The organism is Streptomyces sp. NBC_01264 (genome assembly GCF_026340675.1).
Lineage (GTDB): Bacteria > Actinomycetota > Actinomycetes > Streptomycetales > Streptomycetaceae > Streptomyces.
In genome coordinates this window covers 1191568-1208990 of record NZ_JAPEOX010000002.1, presented here as the reverse complement: position 1 = coordinate 1208990, position 17423 = coordinate 1191568, and the positions used below count along the sequence as shown (strand labels likewise).

The following is a 17423-nucleotide window of genomic DNA, read 5'->3' as shown; positions in this document are numbered from 1 at the left end:
CTCCGGCCCATGGCCGAGGAGCAGCAGCCGCAGCCGCCCCGGCGGGAGGTCGTCACCGGGGTCCCGCGCGGCAGCCGCAGGAGGGCCCCCGCGCACACGCCGGCCCGGTCCGAGATCTCCGAGCAGACCACCCTGGGCGCCACCTACGTACGGGCCCTCATGCGCAGCCAGCTGCGCGCCGGACTCGTCGCCCTGGCCGCGCTCGTCCTCCTGGTGGGCCTGCTCCCGCTGCTGTTCCTGCTCCCGCGGGTCGCGTCGGGCCCGCTGGTCTGGATCGTGCTCGGGGTGCTGGTGTACCCGGTGCTGTGGTGCGTGGCCCGCGCGTACGTGATCCGGGCCGAGCGCAACGAGGCCGACTTCACCGGGCTGGTCACCGACCCGACGGAGCCGCCGGGGCCGTGGCGGCCGGAGTAGCGGGGCTCAGAACAGGTGCATCGCCAAGTGGCCGAGCGGCAGGCCGAGTTGCCAAGCCGGAGTCCAGACCCGGGCGTTCTCGTCCAGGCCCGGCGGGGTGTCGGCGTGGCCGTGGCGTCCCGGGTCCAGGTTGGTGGCGAACAGCTCGGTGTGGTCCAGCCAGCGCCAGGCCGCCCGGGCCAGTTCCAGATCGGCGTCCTCGCCCCGGCCGCGCTCGCGGGCCTCCTCGCCCAGTGCGAGGAACCGGGTGTGGACCCAGTCGCGCCAGGGGTGACCGTACGCCGTCAGGGACATCCATTCGTCGAGCTGCGAGACGACCCGGATCCCGGAGAGTTCGCCGGCGGCGTCCGAGAGGTAGATGGTCAGCGCGAGCGTGTCGCGTCCGGCGCGGAACTCCAGGGTGCTGACCGGGATCAGCCGGCCCGTGCGCAGCAGTTCGTCGGCGATGTACTCCGCGTAGAGCCACGCCATGGGCACCGCGAGCCCACCGTCACTGGTGCCGTTCGTACCCTCGGGCTGCACCGTTCCACCTTCTCCCGCATGCGTCGCGTCTTCCCGCCGTCAGCGCCGAGCCTTCCTTGCGCGGCTCGCGGAGCGGGGGTTGTTTACTCAACTTGAACGTTCCGGTGCCGGTTTCGATGCGGTTCGTGTCCGGTTCGCGGGCGTTCAGGCCAATGTTTGACGCGTTCGCCGCGCCCCGGCCGGGACGGTCAGACCGTGGCGATCACGGCGTAGCGTTCGTCGGTCACCGCCCGTCCCCATAGTGCCGGGTTTCCCCCGAGGGGCTCGACGCGCAGGTCGGTCACGAGCGGCCTTACGGCGGCGGGCAGGGTCCACACCAGGTGGCGGGAGAGGAGGACGTCGAACCGCTGGTCGCCCGTGGGCGGTGCGGCGGCGTCGCCGACCAGGAATCGGCCGGGCAGGCCGGCGGCGGCCAGCTTCGCCCGGGCGTGCCCGGCCATCCGCGGGGAGAGGTCCACGCCCGTGACCCGGTGCCCGGCCTCGGCGGCCAGCAGGGACAGGGACCCGGTGCCGCAGCCCACGTCGAGGACGTCGAGCGGTCCGGCCGGCAGCCAGGAGCCGAGGAGGTCCGCCCACGCGGCGCGGGTTTCCGGGGCCCGCAGGCCGTGGTCCGGATCCTCGTCGAACCGGGGAGCGGCGGTGTCCCAATAGGCGGTGATGGCAGCGGTGTTCGTGGAGTCGGGCATCCCCCTAGCCTCTCAGCCGGCACTGACAACGCCCGGCGGACACCGGCCCGTCCTCAGGCGCCGAGTCCGTACCCGTAGCCCTGGAGGTCCTTGCGCAGGGCGCGCAGGGCGTAGTACGTCCGGGACTTGACCGTTCCCGCCGGAATGCCCAGCTCGGCCGCGGCCTCGGCCACCGAGCGGTCCTGGAAGTAGACCTGCACCAAGACGTCCCGGTGCTCCGGCCCCAGGGAGCCCACGGCCCGCCGCACGTCTATGGCCGTCACCGAGCCCGCCACCGCGTCCCCCGGCGCGGGCGCCTGGTCCAGTCCCTCCGGGTCCACCTCCAGGGGTCTGGACAGGCGGGCCCGCCGGGCGTCGATGGCGAGCCGCCGGGCCACCGTGAACAGCCAGGGCCGCAGGGACTCGTAGGCGCTGCCCAGGACCTCGGGATGCTGCCAGAGCCGCAGCAGGGTCTCCTGGACGAGGTCCTCCGCGCGCTGGGCGTCCCCGGCCGTGAGGCCCAGCAGGAAACCGAACAGAGCCCTTCCGTGTTCGCGCTGGAGTTCGGCCAGTGCCTCGGGGTCGGTGCGTAGCAGGGCGGGGGCGAGGGGCACGGGGGGCTCCTTCCGGGGGTCGGTGCGGGGTCGGTCCGGCGTCCGGTCGGGCGTCCGGTCGGGCGTCGGTCGGGGTCGACGGATCCACCCTGACCTGCACCGGGCCGCCCGGGAACCGTCCCGTCCGGACGGTGCGCCCAAGCACCCGGGTCATCCGGTGGGCGGCCGCGCGGGGCGGTGAACGGTCGAACGGCGCGCCGAACGGCCATTGGGGTGAGTGCGCGGCCGGCCGGCGGAGCCGTTCCTTGACTTCAGGCGTCTCTTTCTATGGATTGACGGAAGATCAGGTAGTCGTACTAACCAAGGAGAGCCGGGACAGATGACCGCGCGCACCCGCCACGCCCTCGCACTCCTGACCGTCGTGGCGCTGTCGGCCGTAGCCGGCTGCTCCGCCGGCGGGGACTCCGCGTCGGCCCGTCTCGGCGGCTCCCGGACCGCCCCGGCACCCTCCGGCGCTCCCGGCTCGACCACGGCCCCCGCCGGGAAGGGGTTCACCCTGGTCGCGAGCGGCGACGTACTGCCCCACGAGTCGGTCATCCGGCGGGCCGCCTCCGACGCGGACGGCGACGGCCACGACTTCCGGCCGATGTTCTCCGCGGTCAAGCCGATCGTCTCGGCGGCCGACCTGGCCCTCTGCCACATGGAGACCATCTACGGTCCGGAGGGCGGCCCGTTCACCGGCTACCCCGCCTTCCAGTCCCCGCCCGAGGTCGCCGACGGCCTCAAGGACGCCGGGTACGACGGCTGTTCCACCGCCTCGAACCACACCCTCGACGCGGGCGCGGACGGGCTGAAGCGCACCCTCGACCGCTTCGACAAGGTCGGTCTGAAGCACGCGGGTTCGGCCCGTACGGCGGCCGAGGCGGGCACCGTGACCCTGTACGCCGCGGGCTCCGCGAAGGTCGCGCACCTCGCGTACACGTACGACACCAACGGCTACCCGATGCCCGAGGGCCGGCCCTGGGCGGTCAACCTGATGGAGCAGAAGAAGATCATCGCGGACTCCCGGGCGGCCCGGAAGGCGGGCGCCGACGTGGTCCTGGTCAGCCTCCACTGGGGCACGGAATGGCAGACCGAGCCGGACGAGAAGCAGCTCGCGCTCGGCAAGGCGCTGACCGCCTCGCAGACCGGCGGCCGCCCCGACGTGGACATGATCCTCGGCACGCACGCCCACATCCCGCAGGCGTACGAGAAGGTCAACGGGACCTGGATCGTCTACGGCATGGGCGACCAGGTCGCCGGCGAGATGTTCAACTACGACGGAGCCCGCGACATGCGCGGGAACTACGGCTCCATCGGCCGCTTCACCTTCGCCCCGCCGGCCGCCTCCGGGCAGCGCTGGCAGGTCACCAAGGCCGAGTTCGTCCCGCAGATGATGGACCTCGGAACGGGCCGGGTCGTCAACCTCCCGGCCGCCCTCGCCCAGTCGCCCGGCCGCGAGTCCGCCCGGGAATACGAGGAGGCGCGCGACGAGATCACCGAGGCCGTCCTCAGCCGCGGCGCGGCCAAGGACGGGCTGACGGAGGCGAAGTAGGCCTGCCCGGAGCTGCCTCCGGGCTGCGGGCGCCGGAGGTCGGGCTCCGGCGATCGGAGATCGGGCTCCGGGGTCTCCGGCCTCCTCAGACCGCGGCGTTCGGGCCCTGAAGGGCCTTGCGGTGCTGCATCGCGGTCAGCTTGCGCACGAATCCCACGGCCAGCACGGCGGCCGTGACGGTGGCCAGGTCCGCGAACACGCCGAGACCGTGGGCGTCGCGGGCCGCCTCCGTCGTCTCCCCGAGCAGCTCCTTCCACGCGGCGAACTGGGAGAGGGCGCAAGCGAGGACGACCGTCAGCCACCAGGCCACCACCGGGGTGCCCGGGACCCGCCGGAACGACCCGTCGGGCGCGTTCTGCGCACTGGCGTCCCAGATCTCCCGGGCCGTCCGGTACGGGAGGAAGAGGTTCGCGATCGGGACGAACCATCCACCGATGGCCCAGCCCGCCGACTGGCTGAAGCCGTCGGGACGGAACACCTGGCCGTTGCCGCGGACCCGGTGGAACCAGACGAGGAAGACGATGGCCGTGGCCAGCATCGCGGCGTCCTGGGCGAGCCCGGTGAAGGCGCGGAGGTAATCGGTCGAGGCCATCCCGCTGTGGTCGACACCCACCGGGTCGGCGAGCACCCGGCCCAGCTCCAGCCACTCGTTCACGTTGAAGGCGGCCGACAGCAGGTAGAGCCCCGCCACCACCCACAGCAGCGCGGTCGCTGCCGTCGCCGCCCCCTGGGGGGACCCCAGCACCGGGGTGGGCGCGGCCGGCGGATACGGATACGGGTACGGCTGCGGATACGGCTCGGGAGAAGGCGGCGACGGCGACGGGCCGGGCGTGCTCAAGGACATGGCGAAGTACCCCCCACGGGAACAACTGCGACGTGCGACATGGAAACGGGCCGCCTGACGGGCGGCCCGAGCTGCCCAAACCTAAGTCACGTGCGTGCCCGGCGTCTACGGAGATCCGGTTGCGGAGGCAAAGGAACGCCCTGAGTCGGGGCGGAGGCCAGGGGCGGCTACGGCACCACGGTGACCGGCCAGCGCCCCGCCTTCACCAGACGGATCGCCACCGAGCCCACGATCCGGTGCCCGGCCTGCTCCGAGGCACCGACCACCACCGCGTCCGCCATCAGCTCCTCCGCCGCGCTCACCAGCCCGGCGTACGCGTCCCCGCGGAAGGTGTGGAACTGCCAGCGGACGTCGTAGACGCCCTTCAGCCGCTCCGCCGACTCCCGGATCTCGGCCACCAGCCCCTCCGCGATCTCCCCGGTGGCCTCCGCCACCGGAGCTCCCAGCGAGGCCCCGGCCGGCATCACCGGCTGGACGTACACCAGCGCCAGCAGGGCGTTCTGCCGCCGGGCCAGCCCCGCCGCGTAGGAGGCCGCGCGGAGCGAGGACTGCGAACCGTCCACCCCGGCGAGGATCACCTTCGGACCGTCCGTACCGCGCTCGAATCCCGTACTCACATGCTCCGTCACCCTTCCGAGGCTATCTGCGCTCACCGCGCGAAGGGGCGCGGCCCTCCCTACAGTGCGAACCATGAGTGCCACCGTGGAGGAGACGCGCGGGACGCGCGGCAGCCGCAGCCGCTTCCTGAACCGGGTGCCCGACGCCTTCGGAGCGTTCTTCGGAACGCTCGGGCTGTTCTGCGCCCTGCTGGCCCTCTCCCCGGCGCTGCGCCGCCTGCTGCGGCCCGTCGTGCGCTTCCTCGACGCCATCGTCGTGCCGGTCAGCGCCAACCTCGCCTACGCCGTGTTCCTCTTCCTGCTCGCGGCCGCCCTCGGCATGCGCAAGAAGGTCGCCTGGTGGATCGTCGTCACCTATTTGGCCCTGCTGCTCCTGGTCGACGTACTGACCATCGCCGCCGAGGACTACTGGGTGGGCTTCTCCTCCATGGCCGTCGCGGTCGCCGCCCTCGCGATCCTGATCGCCGCGCGCAAGGAGTTCAACGCCGCCTCCCGGCCGGGGGCCCTGTGGCGGGCCATGCTCGTGCTCGGCCTCGGCCTGCTCGCGGCCGTCCTCCTCGGCTGGGGCCTGGTCGCGCTGTTCCCGGGAACCCTGCCCAAGGGGCAGTGGCTGGACTGGTCCGCCAGGCAGGTCTTCGGCGGGCTGTTCTCGGCCCGGCAGTTCGACGGCCACCCGGCCAGGCTCCTGTACTTCCTGCTCGGCCTCTTCGGCGCCCTCGCCCTGCTGAACGCCGCCGCGACCCTCTTCCGCTCGCAGCGGCTGACCGCCGCCCTGCACGGGGACGAGGAGCCCCGCATCCGGGCGCTGCTCGGCGCCTACGGGCGCAACGACTCCCTCGGCTACTTCGCCACCCGGCGGGACAAGGCCGTCGTGTTCGCCCCCAACGGCAAGGCCGCCGTCACCTACCGGGTCGAGGCCGGCGTCTGCCTCGGCAGCGGCGACCCCGTCGGCGACCCCGCCGCGTGGACCCCCGCCATCGACGCCTGGCTCGCCGTCGCCCGGCGCTACGGCTGGCAGCCCGCCGTCATGGGCGCCTCCGAGGACGGGGCGACCGCGTACGCCCGCTCCGGGCTCGGCGCGCTCCAGCTCGGTGACGAGGCCATCCTGCACGTCGCCCACTTCGACCTCGACGGCCGCGACATGCGCGTCACCCGCCAGGCCGTCAACCGGGTCAAGCGCACCGGGGCCAGCACCGTCATCCGCCGCCACTCCGCCCTCTCCGAGGACGAGATGCAGATGATCGTGGACCGCGCCGACAAATGGCGCGACACCGAGACCGAACGCGGCTTCTCCATGGCCCTCGACCGGCTCGGGGACTCCGCCGACGGCGACTGCCTGCTCGTCGAGGCCTTCGACGACAAGGGCGAGCTGATCGCCCTGCTCTCCTTCGTGCCCTGGGGCAAGGACGGCATCTCCCTCGACCTGATGCGCCGCGACCGGGCCGCCCCCAACGGGGTCATGGAGTTCATGGTCGCCGAGCTCTGCGCAGCCGCCCCGGGCCTGGGCGTGCGCCGCATCTCCCTCAACTTCGCCGTCTTCCGCTCCGCCTTCGAGGAGGGCGGCCGCATCGGCGCCGGTCCCGTCCTCAAGGTGTGGCGCAAGCTGCTGCTCTTCTTCTCCCGCTGGTGGCAGCTGGAGGCGCTGTACCGCTCGAACGTCAAGTACGGCCCCGAGTGGTACCCGCGGTTCCTCTGCTTCCAGGACGCCGGCTCGCTCGCCCGGGTCAGCCTCGCCTCCGGCATCGCCGAGGGGTTCGTCTCCGTGCCGAGCATGCGCACCCTGTGGGGCAACGGCCGCCCGCGCGGGCTCACCGCACCCGCCACCACCGCCGGCCTGCCGCCCATCGAATCCCTCGGGCTGGAATCCGTAGGAGAGGAGGACGGGGAGGCCGCGCGGGCCGAGCGGCAGCCCGAACAGGTCCGGGTCCGGCACGAAAAGCTGGAGCGGATCCGGGCCGCCGGCACCGACCCGTACCCCGTCGGCATCCCGCAGCGCACCCACACCGTCGCCGAGCTGAAGGCCGCGCACCCCGGCTACCCGCCGGGCACCCGCACCGGCCAGCCGGTCACCCTCGCAGGCCGCGTCATGGTCGTACGCGACCTCGGCGGCGTGGTGTTCGCGGTGCTGCGGGACTGGTCCGGGGACATCCAGCTGATGTTCACCCGGGACGAGGCGGGCGCCGCCGTGCTCGACACCTTCACCTCCCAGGTGGACTTCGGCGACCACGTCGTCGCGAGCGGCGAGGTCGGCGCGAGCAGGAGCGGCGAACTGTCGGTGGTCGTCGACTCCTGGCAGCTCACCGGCAAGTGCCTGCGCCCGCTGCCCGACAAGCGCAAGGGCCTCGCCGACCCGGAGGCCAAGGTCCGCCAGCGCTACCTCGACCTGGTCGCCAGCCCGGAGGCGCGCGACGTCGTACGGGCCCGCTCCAGCGCCGTCCAGGCCCTGCGGCAGGGGCTCCTGGACCGGGGCTACCTGGAGGTCGAGACCCCGATGCTCCAGCAGATCCACGGCGGGGCCAACGCCCGGCCGTTCCGCACCCACATCAACGCCTACGACCTCGACCTCTACCTGCGCATCGCGCCCGAGCTGTACCTGAAGCGGCTGTGCGTGGGCGGCATGGAGAAGGTCTTCGAGATGGGCCGCACCTTCCGCAACGAGGGCGTCTCCTACAAGCACAACCCCGAGTTCACGATGCTGGAGGCCTACCAGGCCTTCGCCGACTACGACGTGATGCTCGACCTCACCCGCGAGCTGATCCAGGGCGCCGCCACGGCCGCCTTCGGCTCGCCGATCGCGCACAAGGCCGGACCGGACGGAAAGCTCGTCGTCCACGACATCTCCGGACCCTGGCCGGTCAAGACGATGTACGGGGCGATCAGCGAGGCGCTGGGCGAGGAGGTCGACGCCGACACCGAGGAGCACGTCCTGCGGCGGCTGTGCGACCGCGCGGCCGTGCCGCACACGCCCGACAACACCCGGGGCGACGTGGTCCTGGAGATGTACGAGCGGCTCGTGGAGGAACGGACCAAGCTGCCCACCTTCTACAAGGACTTCCCGACCGACGTCTCCCCGCTCACCCGGCAGCACCGCAAGGACCCCAGGCTCGCCGAGCGCTGGGACCTGGTGGCCTTCGGCACCGAACTGGGCACCGCCTACTCGGAGCTGACCGACCCCGTCGAGCAGCGGCGCCGGCTGACCGCGCAGTCGCTGCTGGCGGCGGGCGGCGACCCGGAGGCGATGGAGCTCGACAACGACTTCCTCGACGCGCTGGAGTACGCGATGCCGCCGACCGGCGGGCTGGGCATCGGAGTCGACCGGCTCGTCATGTTCCTCACGGGCCTGACGATCCGGGAGACGCTGCCGTTCCCGCTGGTGCGGCGGGGCTGACCCGCGAGGACTACGCCTAGCGGGTGAGCGAGCGGAGGCGCGTCCGCGCCTCTCGACATCTGCGGCGATGTCGTTGATACGTAGTAGTAATGAAAAATGACGAGCCGACAGTAGGGCGACGCGTGCTCCTGCGCTCCGCCGTCTTCCTCGGAGTCGCCGCCGCCGCAGGGCTGCTCACGGACGGCGAGACCGATCTGCCGACACCGGGCGCCGGAGGTACGGGCACCCCCGCGGCGGGACCGCCCGGCGGGGCCGCGGGGCCCGGCCCCCTCACCGGAGCCCCCGCCGGGCTGCCGCAGTTCCCGCGCGGATCCCCGTACCGGCTCGAACCGATGACCTCCGAAGGGGTCCCGGAGCGCGTCCCCGCGGCGAAGCCCGCCGTACGGACCCGGCCGATCCTGGAACTGCCCGCCGGTGCCCAACGAGGAAGTGGGTCGGCGAGCGCCATGACCCTCACCTTCGACGACGGCCCCGACCCCCACTACACCCCGGGCATCCTGGACACGCTCGCGCGCCACGGCGTCCGCGCCATGTTCTTCGTCTGCGGGGAGAGGGCCGTGGACAACCAGGACCTGCTGCGCAGGATGGTGGCCGAAGGACACGTCATCGGCAATCACACCTGGACCCACCCACAGCTCACCACGATCAGCAGGCCGGCGATGGCCTCCGAGATCGGCCGCACGAGCGAGGTCGTACAACAGGCCGTCGGCACGGCTCCGCTGTGGTTCCGGGCGCCCTACGGAGCCTGGAACCGGGCCGCCTTCGAGATCGGCGCGGAGCTCGGCATGGAGCCGCTCGCCTGGACCGTGGACACCCTGGACTGGATGGAGCCGGGCACCACCGTGATCGTGTCGCGGGTCCTCAAGCAGGCCGCGCCCGGGGTGATCGTGCTGAACCACGACGCGGGCGGCAACCGCTCGCAGAGCGTGCAAGCGCTGGCGAGCTACCTGCCGCAACTGCTCGGACGGGGATTCCGGATGACGCTGCCCGAGCTGCCGCCACGCTGAGGTCCTCACCCCGCCGGGGGCCGAACCCCCGCACGGCGGCGGCGCCGTCCGCCGCCGCCGCGCGGGTCGGTCAGCGGGCCTCCACCATCCGCGCGAACACGACGACGTTGCCGTCGTAGCCGCGCCCCTTCGCGTAGCCGCCACCGCAGGTGATCACCCGGAGCTCGGCCTGTCCGGTGTCCCCGTAGACCCGGGATCCGGGGAAGGTGTTCTTGGAGAACACCTCCACTCCGTACACCTCGAACACCGCCGTGCGGCCGTCGTAGCGCGACACCTCGATGCGGCCGCCCTTCTGGACCGATCCCAGCCCGTAGAAGACCGCGGGGCCCTGCGCGTTGTCCACGTGGCCCACGATCACCGCCGAACCCCGCTGACCCGGCGAGATGCCGTTGAGGTACCAGCCGGCCAGGTTCTTGTCCTGCGGGGGCGGCGCGTCGATCCAGCCCTGCGCGTCCAGCCCGACCGTCATCACCGGCGCGTCCACGCTGATCGACGGGATCCGGATGCGCTGGACCGACGAGTGGTCCAGCACCTCCACATCCGGCGCCGGAGCGGGCAGCTCGGCGGGTGCCTGGTCGGCCGGTTGCCCGACCGCCGCCCCGGCCGGTGCACTGACCGCGGCGGCCGCGGCCGGCTGCGGGGGTCCGTCGCCGGCCTCGGCTCCGTTGCGCATCATGGCGAGGCCGGTGAGCATGACCAGCGCGATCGCACCCCAGGGGGAGCGCCTCCTCGGTGGCCTCTCACTCTCGTCCTCGAGCATGGTTCTCCCTTCCCGACGCGGGGGTCCCGACCCGCGTTCCTGTCCCACCCCTATACGCCCTACTTCACGCACGCTAAGGCGGTGCGTGCGGGACGGCGAACGGGGAAGGGCGAACGGGTGGTGGGGCCGGAAGGGGTGCGCCCATCCAGGTAATCGTCACATAAATGCCTGACGGGTCGTGACCTGCGGATCCGTCAGGATGCGCGTCCGCGCATCGGCGTGTCGCTCAACCTTGCGGCCCAAAGGCGGAAATGCGCTGGTTGCGGTTCGAGCCGAGGGTTCGTGGTGGGAGGCGTTCTCGTCGATCTGCCCGGGCCACCGTTCCGGGGCGCTTCCCGCTGGAGGTTCCACCATGCGTGTTCTCCGCGCTCTTACCGTGACCGCGGCGGCCACTTGCGCCGCCATCGCCCTCAGTGCCCCATTCGCCTCCGCGAACCCTGCGGGCGGTCCGCCCTCGGGAGGAAACGGCGGGCCCCGCCATCTCACGGTCAGCACGGACTCCGTGCACCAGGGCTCGACGATGCAGGTTAGCGCGGCCGGTTGCCAGTTGGGCGGGATCGTCTTCTCGCACGGCAACTTTCCGCAGACCGAGCTGTCGGCGGGTTCCGTCGGTTTCGCGACGGTCCGGATCTTCAACCACGCCTCGCCGGGCCTCCAAACGCTGTCGGTCAAGTGCCACGACAACAGCCTGGTCGCCACGTACCGCTTCACGATCCTCGAAGGCCGCGGCGCACAGGGCGGCCTCGGCGGTTCCATCGGCCCGTCCACCGCCGAGACCGCCATCGGCGCGAGTCTCGTCGGTGCGGCGGCCCTCGGTGCCGGTGCCCACGTGATGCGCCGCCGGCGCCCGATCCGCGGCCGGGCCTGACCGGCCGACCTCCCCGGTCGGCCCGGACAACCGCCGGTCGCCCCGTGTCCTGGCCAGGACACGGGGCGACCGGCGTTCCGGGGGAGATGCGGCGCAGGCGTTCCGGGGGGAGATGCGGTTCCGACGGGCCGGGTGGGGGCGGCCCGTGGTGGCGCGCGGTCAGTGGATGCGGCGGATGTCCCGGCGGCGCAGGGCGTAACCGAGACCGACCAGCCCGCCGAGGACGAGCCCCGCGCCGGCGCCGAGTTGCAGGGGATCGAGCCTGGCGATGCTGCCGCCGAGGCCGCCGCGTACGCCCAGGGTGGCGGGGCGCGAGGCGCCCGTACCGGTGCCCGTACTCCTACTGGCGTCCGCGCTCGCGGTCGGGGTCTTAGGGGGGGCGACGGTGGAACTGGTCGTGGGCCTGCTCGTGCCGCCGGTGATGGTGAGATCGGCCGAGCCGGTCTTGCCGGCGCAGGTGAAGGAGACGGAGTACTGGGCTCCGCGCCGCGCGTCCAGGTCCACGGTGACCTGTGCGGTCTTGCCCCGGTCGATGCTCACGGTGTTGAAGATGCCGGAGGAGACGGTGGCGAAGGCGGCGTTGCAGCCGGTGACGGACAGCTCCACCTTGCCGCCGGGGGCGACCGTCGAGGGGGTGATGGTGAAACTGAACGGGGTGATCGGCGCGGCCTCGGCCGCATGCGCGGCGGGGGCGGCGACTGCGCCACAGAGGAGGAGGGCGCCCGCCGCGGCGGCGCCCAACAGGGCTGTGGGGGAGGTGGGTATCGCGCCCATGGAAGATTCTCCGGATCCCCGAGGAGCAGCCGCGGAACGGTTTCCGCACGTGGGGGGGTCGTGCGCCTCGATGTCCGCCACGCTAGGTCCGGGCGCGGTGACCCGCGATCAGGAACGGGCGAATGGGGCATGGCTGTAGGCCGAACCGGGGACGGGAGACCCGTCCCCGGTTTTGGCGGGCTGTCGGGTTGGAGGGGTAGAGGGTTACCGGTCATCGGTTTCCCGGGCCCGGCAGGGGCGACGTGGTCTCAGTCGCCCAGGCCCAGATGCGGGAACTGGGAGAGGAACGGCTCGGCGGTGGCGGCGATGCCCCGTCCGAAGGGTGCGTCGAAGTCCCAGATGAGGAACAGCAGGAACGCGATCAGCGCGCTGAACAGTCCGGCCAGCAGCAGTTCCCGGAACGAGCGCCTGATCTGCAGGGTGAAGATCAGCCCGACCGTCACCAGGGCCCCGGCGATCAGGCCGAACCAGACCACCCCGGGCATCGTGGCCCCGGCGCTCTGGCCGCGCGCGTTGCGCGCGTCGTCGACCACGGCGACCTGGTCCACGAGCGGCTGGTACGCCTGGCCCTCGTGGTCCGTCTGCGGTTCGTAGTCCGTCACATCGCGGCGGATGCGTTCCAGCAGCTCCCCGCTGCGGTCCGTCAGCTCGCCGTTCTCGGCCATCTCCTTCCATTCGGTGTCGACGACGTAGGTCACGTAGGCGTCCACGTCGGACCTGATCTTCTTGCGCACGTCCGCCGGGTAGACCTCGGAGCGGACGCTGATCTCGTGCAGGGCCTGCGATTCCTGGCGCACGTATTCCTGGGCGGCCCCGCGGCCCTCCCAGACACCGGCGATGGCCAGGCCCAGCACGATCGCGTAGATCACGCCGATCATCATCGTCATGTACTCGATGACGTCCGGGGTCTCGCTGGGATCGTCGTCCTCGCCGATCCGGCGCTGGTTGAAGAAGGCGATGGACAGCACCACGGCACACGCGGCGGCCATCGCGAGGGACAGGACGAGCCATTCCGACAAGATGACTCCCAATCGATTACGGGGGTGGAATGCGGCGGCTCTACCGCGGGCGCAGCGCGACGATCGCGAGCACCGCGGGGGCCGCGGTCATCAAGGTGAAGGTCACCGGTGAGATGTGGCGCTCGACCGGCTTGCGGGCCGCCGCGTGGTACGCGGGGCGCGCGATCGCCTTCTTGGGCGCGGCCGCGGGGATCACCGGGGGCGGGGCCGGTGGCTCTGCGACGGGTTCCGGAACCGGCTTCGGGGCCGGCTTCGGAACAGGCTTCGGGGCCGGCTTGGCGGCCGGGGGTGCGGGAGCCGGGCGTGCGGGGGGCGGGGCCGGTGCGGGGGGTTCGGGCACCGGCTTCGGAGCGGGCGGGGGCGGGGGCGGTGGTGGCGGGGTCGGGACGGGCGTGGGCTTCGGGTGGGGCGGGGGAGGCGGCGGTGGTGTGGGCTTGGGCGGGCAGGGCGGGGGAGGTGGCGGTGGAGGGCAGGGCGGGTGGTGGTGGCCGCCGTGCCCACCGCCGTGGCCGTGCCCACCGCCGTGCCCACCACCGGGTCCGCCGCCGTGGCCACCACCGGGTCCGCCGCCGTGGCCACCGCCGTGTCCGCCGGGGCCTTGACCGTGGCCTTGGTCGCGGCCTTGACCGGGTCCGCCCCGGTTGCCGCGATCACCCCGGTTGCCGCGATCACCCCGGTCGTCCTGGTTGCCCCGGTTGCCGTGGTCGCCCCGGCGGCCCTGGTCGGCCCGCTCACCGTGACGTCCGCCACCTCGGACGCCCCCGGTCGCGCCACCCAGGGCGGATAAGGCCTGCCTGACGGCGGCCGTCCCGTCGCCGGGGTCGATCGTCGCGTATGCGCTGCTATCGGCCATGGCCGGTGTCGCGGACAGGGCAGCCCACAGGAGGACCGGGACTGCCAGCAGGCGCCTGGAAGAGGCTCTTTTCACCCGGGGAGCATGGGGTCGCGCGCGCTCGCGCGCGGGAAGGTTGCTGCTGGTTCGCCTGAACGGGTGAGGCTTTGGCTACGGAGGTTTGAGCCAGATTCGCGTCGCCTCCGATCGTTCACCGACCTTTTCTCAAAAGGTATTTGTCGGTTTCGATCATTCCGCGGAGGCTGATCGTCCGGCCTTTGACGTGTGACGAAGAACGGATCGCCAATTTCCGCTTTCGCTCGCTCCGTTGGGCAATGATCAGTACATTCGGCTCGGACAGGAGTCCGATCCCTCCGGACTGCTGCAGGACCAAGGCTTGGAGACCTCGATGGAGCGCCCCGCCTGGGCCCCGCCAGGCATCGACATATCGGTGCCGAGCGTGTCCCGCATCTACGATTACTACCTGGGCGGCTCCCACAATTTCGAGGTCGACAGGCAGGCAGCCCGTCGGGCCATGGAATTCATGCCGGGCCTCCCCAAGATCATGCAGGCGAACCGGGCATTCATGCGCCGGGCCGTCCGCCACGCCGTCGCCGAGGGCGTGACCCAGTTCCTCGACATCGGCTCCGGCATCCCCACCTTCGGCAACGTCCACGAGATCGCCCAGGCCGCCAGCCCCGAGGCGCGCGTGGTCTACGTCGACCACGACCCGGTGGCCGTCGCGCACAGCCAGGCCGTCCTGGCCGGCACCGAGCGGACCGGGGTCGTCGCCGCCGACCTGCGCAAGCCGCAGGACATCCTGGCCGCCCCCGAGGTCGCGCAGGGGCTCGACCTGAGCCGCCCGGTCACCCTGCTGCTGGTCGCCGTCCTGCACTTCCTGGAGGACACGGACGAGCCCTACGCCGCCGTCGCCCAACTGCGCGACGCGCTGGCCCCCGGCAGCCTGCTGATCCTCACGCACGCCTCGTACGAGGGGATCCCGCTCTCGGAGGAGGTCGCGAGCGGCACCGTCGACGTCTACCGCGAGATCCGCAACCCGCTCGTCATGCGGAACGCGGAGCAGATCCGGACCTTCTTCGACGGCTTCGGCCTGATCGAGCCCGGGCTGGTGTCCATGCCCAACTGGCGGCCCGACACGACCGGGCAGGAGGGCGGGTCCGCGGACGAGGACCCCTACGCCTTCTCGGGATTCGCGGGCGTGGGACGCAAGGCGTGAGACTGCCGACGCAGACGGCGGACGACCCGGCCGCGCCGCAGGGCGGTCTGGAGGACCGGATCGGGCGGTTCGCGACCATCTGGGGAAGAGCGATCTTCCCGGTCACCGCGACCTCGCTCACCCGCGCCGAGTTCGAACGCCACCTCGTACCGCTCACCCGCACCCTCGTCGAGGCCCTGCGGGCCCGCCCCTTCGACTCCTCCGTCGGCCAGCGGGTCGGGGAGGAGCTCGTCGCGGTCCACTGCACCGACCCGGAGGCCCTGGCCGGCACGCTCGGCGTCGTCGAGTCCTACCTGGTGCTGTACTGCGGTCCGGACGGCCCCGACGCCGAGAGCGTCGAGGGGACCGAGGAGTACCGGTCCCGCTGCGCCCGGCTCCAGCACGGCATCGCGGCCGGGTTCGCCCGCGCCCTGCGGGAGCGCACCCTCAAGGAGCAGGAGGCCATCGCCCGCTCCGCCCTGACCGCCCGCGCCGACGCCCAGCAGGCGCTGCACGCCAGCGAGGCCCGCTTCCGGGCGGTCTTCGAGGGAGCGGCCATCGGAATCGGCATCGCCGATCTGGACGGCAACGTCCTGGAGATCAACGACGCGCTGCTGCAGATGTTCGGCGGCATGGACGGGCACGTCCGCGGCCGCAACGTCAGCGAGTGGAGCCATCCCGACGACACCCCGCACGTATGGCGGATGTACGGGGAGCTCGTGCGCGGCGAACGGGACAGCTACCGCGTCGAGAAGCCGTATTACCGGCACGACGGGACCGTGCTGTGGACCAACCTGACGGTTTCGCTGCTGCGCGACGCCGAGGGAGTGCCGCAGTACCAGCTGGCCCTGATGGAGGACACCACCGAGCGCCGGCTGCTCAACCTGCGCCTGCGCTACGAGGCCACCCACGACGCCCTGACCGGCCTGCCCAACCGGACGCTCTTCTTCGAACGCCTGGAGAAGGCCCTGGGCGGAGCCGGCGGATCCCGCTTCGGCCTGTGCTACCTCGATCTCGACGGCTTCAAGGCCGTCAACGACAGCCTCGGCCACTCGGCCGGCGACCGGCTGCTGGTGGAGGTCGCCGACCGCCTGCAGAGCTGTGCGACCGGTCCGGGCGAGGTGGTCGCCCGGCTCGGCGGTGACGAGTTCGTGGCGCTGACCACCGGCCCCGACACCGAGGAGAAGGCCACCGAACTCGCGGTCCGGATCCTCTCCGCGCTGTCCGTCCCGATCCGGCTGGAGGGCCGCGAGCTGACGGTCCGGGGCAGCATCGGCATCGTCGAGGGCCCGGCCCGCGAGCGCACCCCCGCGGAGGTCCTGCGCAGCGCCGACATCACCATGTACCGGGCCAAGGCGGCGGGCGGCAACCGGTTCGAGTTCGCCGACGCCGCCGCCGACGCGCGCGCCATCACCCGGCACGGGCTGACCAACGCCCTCCCGGCAGCGCTGGAACGCGGCGAGTTCTTCATCGAGTACCAGCCGCTGGTCCACATGCACGACGGCAGCGTGCACGGCGCCGAGGCGCTGGTGCGCTGGTCGCACCCGCAGCACGGGGTGCTCGGCCCGGACCGGTTCATCCCCCTCGCCGAACGCACCGGGCTGATCGTGCCGCTCGGCCGCTGGGTCCTGGAGGAGTCCGTGCGCCAGGCCCGCGCCTGGCAGCACCAGCAGGGCGGCGCCACCCTGCGGATCAACGTCAACCTGTCACCGACCCAGCTGCACCACCCCGGCCTGGTCGCCGACACGATCCGCGTCCTGGAGTCCTCGGGCCTGTCCCCGGGCACGCTGTGCCTGGAGGTCACCGAGTCGGCCCTGATCGGCGCCGACGACGAACTCCTCGAACCGCTGCGCCGACTCGCCGCCCTGGGCGTGGACATCGCCCTCGACGACTTCGGAACCGGTTACTCGAACCTGGCCAACCTGCGCCGCCTGCCCGTCAGCGTGCTGAAGCTGGACCGCTCCTTCACCAAGGGCATGCAGCAGCACCCGGCCAACCCGGTCGACGTCAAGATCGTGGAGGGCATCGTCGCGCTGGCCCACAGCCTCGAACTCGCCGTCACCGTCGAGGGCGTGGAGACCGGCGCCCAGGCCGCCCAGCTCCGAGCCCTCGGCTGCGACACGGCCCAGGGCTGGTACTACGCCCGCCCGGGCGCCGCCGACCGCATCCACACCCTGTCCCTGTCGGACGCGGTCCCCACCCTCTGACCCCGCCCCGTACCGGCCACCCCCGGCCGGCGCTACGGCTGCGATACGCGCTGCGGACAGAGCGGGTTCTCCGGTGGAGACCCTGCGGTGCGACGTGCGGTGGGGTCCAGGCGGGTTCGGACAGGCGAGCCGACTAGGGTGC

General features: G+C 72.4%; 17 protein-coding genes. 8 read left to right on the top strand and 9 right to left on the bottom strand.

Annotation, left to right across the window (positions count from 1 at the left end):
• The first annotated feature begins 9 nt into the window (after positions 1-9).
• A complete protein-coding gene (locus OG435_RS38440) occupies positions 10-414 on the top strand; it encodes a hypothetical protein (protein ID WP_266884352.1) in 405 nt (134 codons plus the stop codon).
• 6 nt (positions 415-420) lie between these two features.
• Here OG435_RS38440 and OG435_RS38435 read toward each other — a convergent pair whose 3' ends face one another.
• The 3 genes from OG435_RS38435 to OG435_RS38425 form a co-directional block, all read right to left on the bottom strand.
• Positions 421-885, bottom strand: a complete 465-nt coding sequence (locus OG435_RS38435) for a hypothetical protein (protein ID WP_266886456.1) — start codon at positions 883-885, stop codon at positions 421-423.
• 239 nt (positions 886-1124) lie between these two features.
• Positions 1125-1622, bottom strand: a complete 498-nt coding sequence (locus OG435_RS38430) for a class I SAM-dependent methyltransferase (RefSeq protein WP_266884350.1) — start codon at positions 1620-1622, stop codon at positions 1125-1127.
• A 53-nt stretch (positions 1623-1675) separates the two neighbouring features.
• Positions 1676-2215 (bottom strand): sigma-70 family RNA polymerase sigma factor, encoded by a 540-nt coding sequence (locus tag OG435_RS38425; protein ID WP_266884348.1) that lies wholly within the window; start codon positions 2213-2215, stop codon positions 1676-1678.
• 319 nt (positions 2216-2534) lie between these two features.
• Here OG435_RS38425 and OG435_RS38420 point away from each other — a divergent pair, with 319 nt between their 5' ends.
• On the top strand, positions 2535-3749 hold the full coding sequence (locus OG435_RS38420) for a CapA family protein (protein ID WP_266884346.1): 1215 nt from the start codon (positions 2535-2537) through the stop codon (positions 3747-3749).
• 85 nt (positions 3750-3834) lie between these two features.
• On the opposite strand, the gene OG435_RS38415 is transcribed toward OG435_RS38420, so the two are convergent.
• Positions 3835-4593: a DUF4328 domain-containing protein gene (locus OG435_RS38415; protein ID WP_266884344.1), complete on the bottom strand. Its 759-nt coding sequence runs from the start codon at positions 4591-4593 to the stop codon at positions 3835-3837.
• A 167-nt stretch (positions 4594-4760) separates the two neighbouring features.
• Positions 4761-5222, bottom strand: a complete 462-nt coding sequence (locus OG435_RS38410; RefSeq protein ID WP_266884343.1) for a universal stress protein — start codon at positions 5220-5222, stop codon at positions 4761-4763.
• A gap of 61 nt (positions 5223-5283) precedes the next feature.
• Between OG435_RS38410 and lysX the strand changes: the two genes are divergently transcribed.
• Together lysX and OG435_RS38400 are read left to right on the top strand one after the other, a co-directional pair.
• Positions 5284-8598: a bifunctional lysylphosphatidylglycerol synthetase/lysine--tRNA ligase LysX gene (gene lysX / locus OG435_RS38405; RefSeq protein ID WP_266884341.1), complete on the top strand. Its 3315-nt coding sequence runs from the start codon at positions 5284-5286 to the stop codon at positions 8596-8598.
• An 89-nt stretch (positions 8599-8687) separates the two neighbouring features.
• Positions 8688-9605: a polysaccharide deacetylase family protein gene (locus OG435_RS38400; RefSeq protein WP_266884340.1), complete on the top strand. Its 918-nt coding sequence runs from the start codon at positions 8688-8690 to the stop codon at positions 9603-9605.
• A 70-nt stretch (positions 9606-9675) separates the two neighbouring features.
• Here OG435_RS38400 and OG435_RS38395 read toward each other — a convergent pair whose 3' ends face one another.
• The gene (locus OG435_RS38395) at positions 9676-10365 is read right to left on the bottom strand and encodes a class F sortase (protein WP_266884338.1); all 690 of its coding nucleotides are present in this window, start codon (positions 10363-10365) and stop codon (positions 9676-9678) included.
• A gap of 520 nt (positions 10366-10885) precedes the next feature.
• Between OG435_RS38395 and OG435_RS38390 the strand changes: the two genes are divergently transcribed.
• Positions 10886-11233 (top strand): hypothetical protein, encoded by a 348-nt coding sequence (locus OG435_RS38390; RefSeq protein ID WP_323187990.1) that lies wholly within the window; start codon positions 10886-10888, stop codon positions 11231-11233.
• A 159-nt stretch (positions 11234-11392) separates the two neighbouring features.
• Here OG435_RS38390 and OG435_RS38385 read toward each other — a convergent pair whose 3' ends face one another.
• The 3 genes from OG435_RS38385 to OG435_RS38375 form a co-directional block, all read right to left on the bottom strand.
• Complete coding sequence (locus OG435_RS38385) at positions 11393-12007, bottom strand: hypothetical protein (RefSeq protein WP_266884334.1); 615 nt, start codon at positions 12005-12007, stop codon at positions 11393-11395.
• 248 nt (positions 12008-12255) lie between these two features.
• Entirely contained in the window at positions 12256-13026 is a 771-nt protein-coding gene (locus OG435_RS38380) for a DUF4239 domain-containing protein (protein WP_250741860.1), read from the bottom strand.
• A gap of 40 nt (positions 13027-13066) precedes the next feature.
• On the bottom strand, positions 13067-13222 hold the full coding sequence (locus OG435_RS38375; RefSeq protein ID WP_266884331.1) for a hypothetical protein: 156 nt from the start codon (positions 13220-13222) through the stop codon (positions 13067-13069).
• 297 nt (positions 13223-13519) lie between these two features.
• Between OG435_RS38375 and OG435_RS38370 the strand changes: the two genes are divergently transcribed.
• The 3 genes from OG435_RS38370 (at position 13520) to OG435_RS38360 (ending at position 17281) form a co-directional block, all read left to right on the top strand.
• A complete protein-coding gene (locus OG435_RS38370; protein ID WP_266884329.1) occupies positions 13520-13813 on the top strand; it encodes a hypothetical protein in 294 nt (97 codons plus the stop codon).
• Between the two features lie 454 nt (positions 13814-14267).
• The gene (locus OG435_RS38365) at positions 14268-15095 is read left to right on the top strand and encodes an SAM-dependent methyltransferase (protein ID WP_266886454.1); all 828 of its coding nucleotides are present in this window, start codon (positions 14268-14270) and stop codon (positions 15093-15095) included.
• The gene (locus tag OG435_RS38360; protein WP_266884327.1) at positions 15092-17281 is read left to right on the top strand and encodes a putative bifunctional diguanylate cyclase/phosphodiesterase; all 2190 of its coding nucleotides are present in this window, start codon (positions 15092-15094) and stop codon (positions 17279-17281) included. Before OG435_RS38365 ends, OG435_RS38360 begins: the two co-directional genes overlap by 4 nt.
• The last annotated feature ends 142 nt before the right edge of the window (positions 17282-17423 follow it).

Coding starts and splice junctions, on each gene's coding strand:
- OG435_RS38440 (WP_266884352.1), top strand. CDS start 10: ATGGCCGAGGAGCAGCAGCCGCAGCCGCCCCGGCGGGAGGTCGTCACC.
- OG435_RS38435 (WP_266886456.1), bottom strand. CDS start 885: ATGGCGTGGCTCTACGCGGAGTACATCGCCGACGAACTGCTGCGCACG.
- OG435_RS38430 (WP_266884350.1), bottom strand. CDS start 1,622: ATGCCCGACTCCACGAACACCGCTGCCATCACCGCCTATTGGGACACC.
- OG435_RS38420 (WP_266884346.1), top strand. CDS start 2,535: ATGACCGCGCGCACCCGCCACGCCCTCGCACTCCTGACCGTCGTGGCG.
- OG435_RS38415 (WP_266884344.1), bottom strand. CDS start 4,593: ATGTCCTTGAGCACGCCCGGCCCGTCGCCGTCGCCGCCTTCTCCCGAG.
- lysX (WP_266884341.1), top strand. CDS start 5,284: ATGAGTGCCACCGTGGAGGAGACGCGCGGGACGCGCGGCAGCCGCAGC.
- OG435_RS38400 (WP_266884340.1), top strand. CDS start 8,688: ATGAAAAATGACGAGCCGACAGTAGGGCGACGCGTGCTCCTGCGCTCC.
- OG435_RS38395 (WP_266884338.1), bottom strand. CDS start 10,365: ATGCTCGAGGACGAGAGTGAGAGGCCACCGAGGAGGCGCTCCCCCTGG.
- OG435_RS38390 (WP_323187990.1), top strand. CDS start 10,886: ATGCAGGTTAGCGCGGCCGGTTGCCAGTTGGGCGGGATCGTCTTCTCG.
- OG435_RS38385 (WP_266884334.1), bottom strand. CDS start 12,007: ATGGGCGCGATACCCACCTCCCCCACAGCCCTGTTGGGCGCCGCCGCG.
- OG435_RS38365 (WP_266886454.1), top strand. CDS start 14,268: ATGGAGCGCCCCGCCTGGGCCCCGCCAGGCATCGACATATCGGTGCCG.